The sequence below is a fragment of the Kribbella albertanoniae genome (assembly GCF_004348455.1).
In the GTDB taxonomy this organism is placed as follows: Bacteria; Actinomycetota; Actinomycetes; order Propionibacteriales; family Kribbellaceae; genus Kribbella; species Kribbella albertanoniae.
The window spans coordinates 1-6,843 of record NZ_SMKA01000378.1 but is presented as its reverse complement, the minus strand read 5'-3'; the positions used below and the strand labels follow the sequence as shown (position 1 = coordinate 6,843).

Sequence of the window (6,843 nt, the reverse complement as noted above, 5' to 3'; positions counted from 1 at the left end):
GTGTTGACGCATGTGCACCTGGATCACGTGGGGTGGAGTACGGAGGAGGCTCGGCCGCGGTTCGTGAACGCGGAGTACGTCGTACAGGCGGATGAGTTGGCGCATGTACGGGGTGGGGCGACGTACGAGCGGATGATTCGGCCGATCGAGGAGGCCGGGCAGTTGCGGGTGGTGGACGGGGATGTCGGGTTCCGGGGGATGCGGTTGTTGCCGACGCCGGGGCATACGCCTGGGCATCAGTCGGTGGTGACCGAGCGGGCGCTGCTGGGTGGGGATGTGCTGGTGCATCCTGCGCAGGCTCGGTGGCCGGAGCTGACCTACGTGTACGAGCGGGATCCAGCGCAGGCCATCACGTCCCGGCGTGAGGTTCTCGCGCTTGCGGCTGCGACCGGGATTCCGATCGCGGCCGCGCATCCACATCCGGCGTTGGACGCCGAGGCGCGGGCGTTGGCCACTCCGACCACGGGTGAAGCCGTCTGCCCGCCGTACCGGCTCTAGGTTCTAGGCGGTGAGTTGGCGCATCAGGTCCATCGTGTCCGGCGCGACCCACTCCTCGGCGACTTTGCCGTCCTTGATGCGGTAGAGCTCGAGGCTGCGGAAGGTGACCCTGCGCTGCGTCGGGGGGATGTCCACGAACGGACCTTGGTGGGTGCCGTCGAAGTGCAGCCGGACGACGACCTTGTCCTCGTGGCCGAAGATGTCGTCGATGGTGACCTTGAGATCCGGGAAGGCGGCCAGCATGTACTGCGTGCCTTGTTTCCACGGGTCCCGGCCGATGGTGGGCTCGGGGCGGCCGGGCTGGTTCGCGACGAAGTCCTCGGTGAGGTGCTCGGCGGCCTGATCGATGTCGCCGTCGGTCAGCAGCTGGTACAGCCCGCGCAGCAGGTCGACGTTGGCGGCAGGGGTCGTTGTCATCGGCATCATCCGTTCGCTAATATTTAGTGAACATGGTACACAATGAGCCTGATACATCAGCTGGCCGGGAAGCGCTGAACCGGTTGTTCGCCGTCTCGATCCTGATGACGGAGGACATGACGCGTGGGTTGACCGAGCGTGGACTGACCCGCGCCCGGGCGACGGCACTGTGGCAGATCGTGCAGCACGGGCCGATGACCCAGCGGCAGCTGGCCGACCTGCTACTCGTGACGCCGCGCAACGTCACCACACTGGTCGACGCGCTGGAGCGGACCGGATTCGTGACCCGGACCGCCCACGACGAGGATCGGCGCGCTGTCCTGGTGCGGCCGACCCGGAAGGGGACGGCGGCGGCGCACCGGATGGATACGGAGACCGCGCGTCTGGCCGACGACCTGTTCGGCGACCTCCCGGCCAAGGACGTGGCGACCGTCAACCGCGTCCTTGCTCAGCTGGAGGAGCGGATTCAGCGATAGCCGGTGGTGTCCGCGGGCTTGCCGGGATCCTGGACCTCGACGATGTAGCGCCACGCATCGGGCTGCGAACCGTCGAGGTCGGTGAAGTTGTAGATCCGAGCCAGTTCGCCGCTCGAGGTGGACTTGCCGTTCCAGCGCCGTACGTCGGGATCCGCGGCCAGCGCGGCGACGGCACGGCCGACGTACGACGGGCTCTCGGAGATGGCGAAGTGCGGGATGCGTTCGGTCGCGTCCCGCCAGGTCTCCTCGGTGACACCGAACCCTTCGAGCATGGCCTCGGACCGCAGCCAGCCCGGACTGAGCAGTACGGCGGTTGCCTCGTGTTTGTCGAGTTCGTGCGCGAGCGCGAACGCCATCCGGCTGACCGCGCCCTTCGCGACGTCGTAGAAGAACGAGACGCGGTAGTTGTCCGCGTTGTACTCGTTCGTGCCGTCGGTCATCTCGACCACCAGCCCGCCGGGTGACTTGATCAGCAACGGCAGCGCGAAGTGGCTGGTGATCACATGCGTGTCGACGCCGAGCCGGAACAGCCGCAGCCCGCCCTCGAGGTCGCTCTCCCAGACGGTCTTGTCCCACTCAGGTTCGCCGAACTGACCCCAGATGTCGTTCACCAGGATGTGCAGCGCCCCCTGCTCACGCTCGATCCGGTCGATCAGGTCCTTCACCTGCGCGGGATCGAGGTGGTCCACCGGTACGGCGATGCCGCGGCCGCCGGCCTGGTCGACCAGCTCGGCGGTGTCCTCGATCGTCTCGGGGCGGTTCATCTCCGAACGGCTGGTGCGAGTGGTCCGGCCGGTCACATACACGGTCGCACCGGCCGCGCCGAGCTGGACCGCGATCCCCCGCCCGGCCGCGCGACTGCCTCCGGCCACCAGTGCGACTTTCCCCGCCAACGGCTTCATGATTTTCCTTTCCATACGCTGTATGGTTATGTACCATACGACGTATGGTTAATGCTGGCAAGCGCTCTGGTGGGCGGCCCCGGGCAGGCGAGGAGCGGCTCAACCGGGAGGCGATCCTGACCGCGGCGTTACGGATCGTCGACGACGAGGGCATTGACGCGCTGACCATGCGACGGCTCGCAGCGACGCTCGGAGTGAACCCGATGTCGCTGTATCACCACCTACCGAACAAGGCCGCCGTACTGACTGGGTTGGCAGAGCTGGTGTTCGCCGACCTGGAGTTTCCGGATCCTGGCGACGCCGTTGACTGGCAGGAGCAGTTGAAGGATGCGGCGCGGGCGTATCGGAACGCGCTGCGGGCACACCCGAATCTCGCGCTGCAGGTCCTGTCCGACCCGTCGACGGTGTCGGCGGTTGTGGTGGTGACGGTCGAGCCGTTCTACCGCGCGCTCGACCGCGGCGGGCTGCCGGCGCGGCAGATCGTGGAGGCGGTGAACACGCTCATCGACTTCATCCACGGCTTCCTGCTCGGCGAGGTCGCCGTCCGGGCCGAGACCTTCGACCTCGCGCCTGACCTGCTCAGTCGCGTGGCCGAACTGCCCGCGGGCAAGGCTCCGACACTCGTCCGCGTCGTGTCGGAGCTGGGTGCCGACGGGTTCGCCTATGACTTCGACAGCGGGTTCGAGTCGGCGTTGTCGATCTTCACCGCGGGCATCGCCGCCGGTACGACGAACGCGGTCAGCAGCACGGGGATCGTGAGTGCGGCGACGAGCGTGGACATCGTGAACCAGAACGATCCGAGCGCGAACCCGGCGTAGACGGCGATCGCGAAGATCCCGCTGAACAGTCCCGCCACCGAGGTGACGGTCGCGCGAGCGGGGCCGGTGATCGCGTCCTGCAGCCGCGCGTCGGCAACCACGATCACCAGCTGCATCACGCCGTACCCGAGAGCGATCGGCAGGAAGCCCCATGCATCTCGACTCAAGGCACCGGTCGCGATCAGCACCGCGGTGATACCGAGCGCTCCGGCGAACGTTGCTGCTGGCAACTTGTACGCCGGTCCCGCGAGCGCACCGCCGATCGCCTGGGCTGCGACCGTACCTGCGATCAGGAGCGGGACGATCGGGGTTGGCGTGCCGATCTCCCTGGCCAGCAACGGGAAGTACTCGTCGAACGACAGGAAGCCGGCGACCAACGCGGCCAGCACGACGGCCCGCCGTACTGTCTGGGTGGTGAGTACTTCGGTGAGGCCGGAGCGCAGCATGGCGAGGTAGTCGACGAACGCGCCGCGCGAGGTGGCGTCTTCGGATTCCACGGTTGCGCGCGGGGCCTCGGGCAGGGTGTAGGCGACTACTGCTTGGGCGAGGTGGCTCGCGATGCTGACCGCTGCGGCCAGGGCGTAACCGCCGAGGGCGAAGAGCGGTGACGCGAGCGCGGTGGCCGCGAGGTTGAGGATGAACGAGGCGGAGCGGGCGCGGCCCAGCAGGGTTGCGTATCGCGGGGTGAGCGCGCGGGCCGCCAGTTCGTCGTACACGAAGGCTTCGTAGGTGCCCGAGATGAGGGCGGACGAGATCCCCCAGAGGACGAATCCGAGGGCGAACCCGGCGTACGTGGGCAGGACGATCCAGGCTGCGTAGCCGGCGGCACCGATCAGGGCACCGAGCACCAGGAGTTTGCGGCGGGAGTACGAGTCCGCCCAGGCACCGGACGGCACCTCGACGACGAAGCCGGCCGCACACCAGATGACGAACAGCGTGGAGATCTGCGATGTCGACAGCCCGTGGTCGGTGAACAGCAGTTGGTACAGGGGATACAGCGGAATGAAGTCCTGCAGCGCCTGATAGGCCACGATCCGGGTGGACAACCCAGTCGGCAGCCGGTCGGCCCTAGGTCAAAGGTGCGGACTCGGAAATCTCATGGGACTGACGGTACCGCCGGAGCCTCGCCCCCGCACGTGGATTCGCGGACCGCCCCCACTGATCAACCCTCTCCCAGCGCCGGGGCGCCACCCGATCTGAGCGCAACCGACCGTGGCCGGGGCGACTTGGTCAGTGTCTGGGGTTCGAGGCGGCGGACTCCCACCACCGTCTAACGCGCCGGGTGGAGGCTCTGCGGGTGGGTGCTGAGCGTGGCCGGCCGCGCGGTGCTGCGGTTGGACGGTGGTGGAGGTCCGCCTGCCGGAGCGAGGCGCGGACCTGCAGGCCATCACAAGTGGTGGCGTCGACTCGCTCGCCCGCTCACGGCTGCCCGCCGGGCGCAGTTGTGATGGCCTGGGGGTTCGGGTAATTGGCGCGCGTCGAGTGACTGCCTTCCGGCAGAGTAGGAGCGTGGCGGATGTCAGTGAGCGGTTCTGGGGGAAGTTGCCGGCGGGGAGCCGGCAGGCGTTGGTCGACGGGCTGAGTGCTTCTGAGTTGCAGTCGGTGTTGCTGGATGTGAGTCGGGAGCGGGCGGCGAAGGTGACGCCGGCGCGGTTGATGCAGCGGTGGCGGGAGGATCGGTTCGTACGGCCGTCGACCGCCGATCCGCGGGCGTTGGTGCAGACGCAGCAGCGATTGTGGGGTGCGTTGCCGGAGCGGTTCGCCGGGGTGGAGTTGTCGCCGGTGACGCCGTTGGGGACGTGTTCGGCGGTGGCGACGATCAACCAGCATCAGGTGCTGAGCACGATTCGCGGTACCGAGGTCGCCAGCGATCCGACCAACGAGCTGGCGATCGAGGCCGCCGTACGGCGTCGTGCTGGGCAGGCGCGGGTCGATCTGGCGGCATGCCAGCGGGTGGTTCGGGCGCAATCGGTCGATGGGGCGGGGATGTTCGCGCACTTCCAGTTGTTCGTGCTGGTGTCGAGTGCTCGCGACACGGGTTCGGGCCGGACCGAGGCCGAACTGCTGATCGATCACCTGAACTTCTGGGCGGACGTGCTTGGCGAATCCGCCGATCTGACGTTCACCACGTTTACCCCGTCCGCGGTGACCGAGCGGATCGAGGACACGGTCCGCCCGGCGGTTCGCGCGACCCTCCGCGAAGACAGCGAGCGCACCAAGAGCGCTACCTACTACACCGGTACGGCGCTCGGCGTCGGAATGCGGGATGCGGAACTCGGCGATGGTGGGTTCACGAGTTGGACCGCTGATCTGCTCGGCGATGCGAAGGAACGGTGTCTGACCTCGTGCATCTCGACTGAGCGGCTCACCGCAGTTTCAGCAGACCTGCGTCAGTAGGACGGAAGCCGCACGCCTCGAGGTAGAACGCGGTCAGGTGCGGCTCGAAGTCGACGTGTAGCCACTCGCATCCAGCTGCCCGGGCCTCTGACGCCGCGGCTGCGACTAGCTGCTGGCCGATCCCGCGTCTGCCGAACTCGGGGTGCACCGCTGTGTCGAGGACGAATGCGTGCGCTCCGCCGTCCCAGCAGGCCTGGACGAAGCCGACGAGGCGATCGTTGCTGAAGGCACCGATCCAGGCCAGAGCCCAGCGCTCCAACCGCTCTGCCCACGGTTGGGTTGTCGGCTCACCGTCGAACGCTGCCGCGTGCAGCTCCGACAACACCCGATCATCAACCGGGAACCGCACAACGAACTCGATCGAACTCATAGCATCGCCACCCCGGCTGCCAGCCGCTCATTGAATGCCGCTGCCTCCTCGGAGCCTTCAGGCCAGTCGGCCATGCTCAGATAGCCCTGCACCATGCTCGACGGCAGTGCGGTCCTTAGTCCGTCGCTCGGTCCATACGCCGCCAGCGCCTCGGCCCACTGCGCAGGTGGCACCGAGGAGACCAGGTGCCACGTCAGGTCGATCACTCCGGGCGCGGCGGACACGTCTTCCCAGTCCAGCAAGGCGATTTCGCCGTCTGGAGCGGTTCGCAGGTTGGGCGCCGAGGCATCCCCGTGTACGAGGGTGAGCGGTCCGGCCTCAAGCACCCGCGCCTCGACCTGCAGCACCTTGCCGACCAACCGCGCACCGAATTCGCGCACCGGCGCCGACAAATCCGAGCGAGCAGCCAGCTTCGGCCAGGTGTCGTCGTACAGGCGGGCGACCAGCTCGTCTCCAGCGCCGATCGGCCGCAACCACGGCCAGCGCACGTGGGCGCGGTCGACCCACCGATCATGCATCGAGCGCAGAAGTGTGGCCGCCGCTCCGGGATCAGCTCCCTGGCGCCAGGTGGAGAGGTCTTCAAGCTCCAGGAGGGAACCTTCGTCGTCGAGCTCGGCGCGGTAGCACTCCGGTACCCGAACGCCGATCTCCGGCGCGACCTCCCGATAGAACCGCACCTCAGCCTCAGCCATCCGCAGCTCCGCCGCGATCGACCCAGCCGCCGCAGGCAACCGCCGCTTGATGTAGTTAGCCACGCCCCGACCCTAGGCGCGGCCTCCCCAACGCGCCCCTGATTTAGCGCGCGCGAGGAAGAGCAGCCGACTTCGACCCCACCACCACCTGTCCCGCGCCACCACTTGCGGCCGGAGACAGGAAACCCGGGCCGGAGACCTATGGCAACAGGTCCCCGGCCACCACTTGCTGTCTCCGGCCACCACTTGCTGTCTCACGCCTCCACTGGTGGC

Annotated in this window: 8 protein-coding genes and 1 pseudogene; 4 read left to right on the top strand and 5 right to left on the bottom strand. The window is 67.8% G+C overall.

The features are described from left to right. On the top strand, positions 1-498 hold a 498-nt coding region (locus tag E1261_RS41980; RefSeq protein ID WP_132415427.1), incomplete at its 5' end, for an MBL fold metallo-hydrolase. 3 nt (positions 499-501) lie between these two features. Here the strand turns inward: E1261_RS41980 and E1261_RS41975 are convergent. Further along, positions 502-915, bottom strand: a complete 414-nt coding sequence (locus E1261_RS41975) for an ester cyclase (RefSeq protein ID WP_132415425.1) — start codon at positions 913-915, stop codon at positions 502-504. 32 nt (positions 916-947) lie between these two features. Here E1261_RS41975 and E1261_RS41970 point away from each other — a divergent pair, with 32 nt between their 5' ends. After that, positions 948-1,391: a MarR family winged helix-turn-helix transcriptional regulator gene (locus E1261_RS41970; protein ID WP_132415423.1), complete on the top strand. Its 444-nt coding sequence runs from the start codon at positions 948-950 to the stop codon at positions 1,389-1,391. On the opposite strand, the gene E1261_RS41965 is transcribed toward E1261_RS41970, so the two are convergent. Next, a complete protein-coding gene (locus E1261_RS41965) occupies positions 1,382-2,293 on the bottom strand; it encodes an SDR family oxidoreductase (protein WP_238176786.1) in 912 nt (303 codons plus the stop codon). The genes E1261_RS41970 and E1261_RS41965 overlap by 10 nt on opposite strands. A 44-nt stretch (positions 2,294-2,337) precedes the next feature. Between E1261_RS41965 and E1261_RS41960 the strand changes: the two genes are divergently transcribed. Further along, positions 2,338-3,111 (top strand): TetR/AcrR family transcriptional regulator, encoded by a 774-nt coding sequence (locus tag E1261_RS41960; protein WP_202875440.1) that lies wholly within the window; start codon positions 2,338-2,340, stop codon positions 3,109-3,111. 17 nt (positions 3,112-3,128) lie between these two features. Here the strand turns inward: E1261_RS41960 and E1261_RS41955 are convergent. Further along, positions 3,129-4,142, bottom strand: a pseudogene (locus E1261_RS41955) (MFS transporter); the annotation flags it as partial. 478 nt (positions 4,143-4,620) lie between these two features. Between E1261_RS41955 and E1261_RS41950 the strand changes: the two are divergent. Then, entirely contained in the window at positions 4,621-5,508 is an 888-nt protein-coding gene (locus E1261_RS41950) for a hypothetical protein (protein WP_132415420.1), read from the top strand. Here the strand turns inward: E1261_RS41950 and E1261_RS41945 are convergent. Then, positions 5,477-5,878 carry a GNAT family N-acetyltransferase gene (locus E1261_RS41945; RefSeq protein ID WP_132415417.1) on the bottom strand — a complete coding sequence of 134 codons (402 nt, stop codon included), beginning with the start codon at positions 5,876-5,878 and terminating at the stop codon, positions 5,477-5,479. The two genes, E1261_RS41950 and E1261_RS41945, sit on opposite strands and share 32 nt — an antisense overlap. Next, positions 5,875-6,633 carry a phosphotransferase family protein gene (locus E1261_RS41940; protein WP_132415414.1) on the bottom strand — a complete coding sequence of 253 codons (759 nt, stop codon included), beginning with the start codon at positions 6,631-6,633 and terminating at the stop codon, positions 5,875-5,877. Before E1261_RS41940 ends, E1261_RS41945 begins: the two co-directional genes overlap by 4 nt. Positions 6,634-6,843: the final 210 nt, after the last annotated feature.